The organism is Lentilactobacillus diolivorans DSM 14421 (genome assembly GCF_001434255.1).
Taxonomy (GTDB): domain Bacteria; phylum Bacillota; class Bacilli; order Lactobacillales; family Lactobacillaceae; genus Lentilactobacillus; species Lentilactobacillus diolivorans.
Map to the genome: position 1 here is coordinate 1 of NZ_AZEY01000040.1, position 345 is coordinate 345.

General features: G+C 39.1%; 1 protein-coding gene. It reads right to left on the reverse strand.

Annotated elements, in window-relative coordinates:
* A partial coding sequence (locus FC85_RS04380; RefSeq protein WP_143803405.1) for a helix-turn-helix domain-containing protein occupies nt 1–248 on the reverse strand: 248 nt, incomplete at its 3' end.
* Nucleotides 249–345 lie beyond the last annotated feature (97 nt).

A 345-nucleotide genomic window follows, 5' to 3' on the forward strand; every position in this document is an offset into this window, starting at 1 on the left:
CTTAGACGTAAATGGTTGAGAATTTTTTGCTTTAACTCATCGCTCAGCTTAGTTTTCCGACCACATCGTGATCGCTTGTATTCGGCATCTGTTTGGGCTAATTCAGCCTGATAAGGTTGACATCGAGATAATTCATAAGAAATTGTTGACGGTGATCGGTTCAGCCGAACACCCATTTGGATATTGGACAGCCCTAGTTCACAAAAGGTTTCGATTTTAATTCGTTCGGAATAGGTTATACTAGACAAAAGATCAGCTCCTAAAAGATGGGTTTGTGGTAAACACCATTTTAAAGGAAGCTGATCTTTTTTGTCCGAACAGCGTTCGGATTAATTTTACAATCTA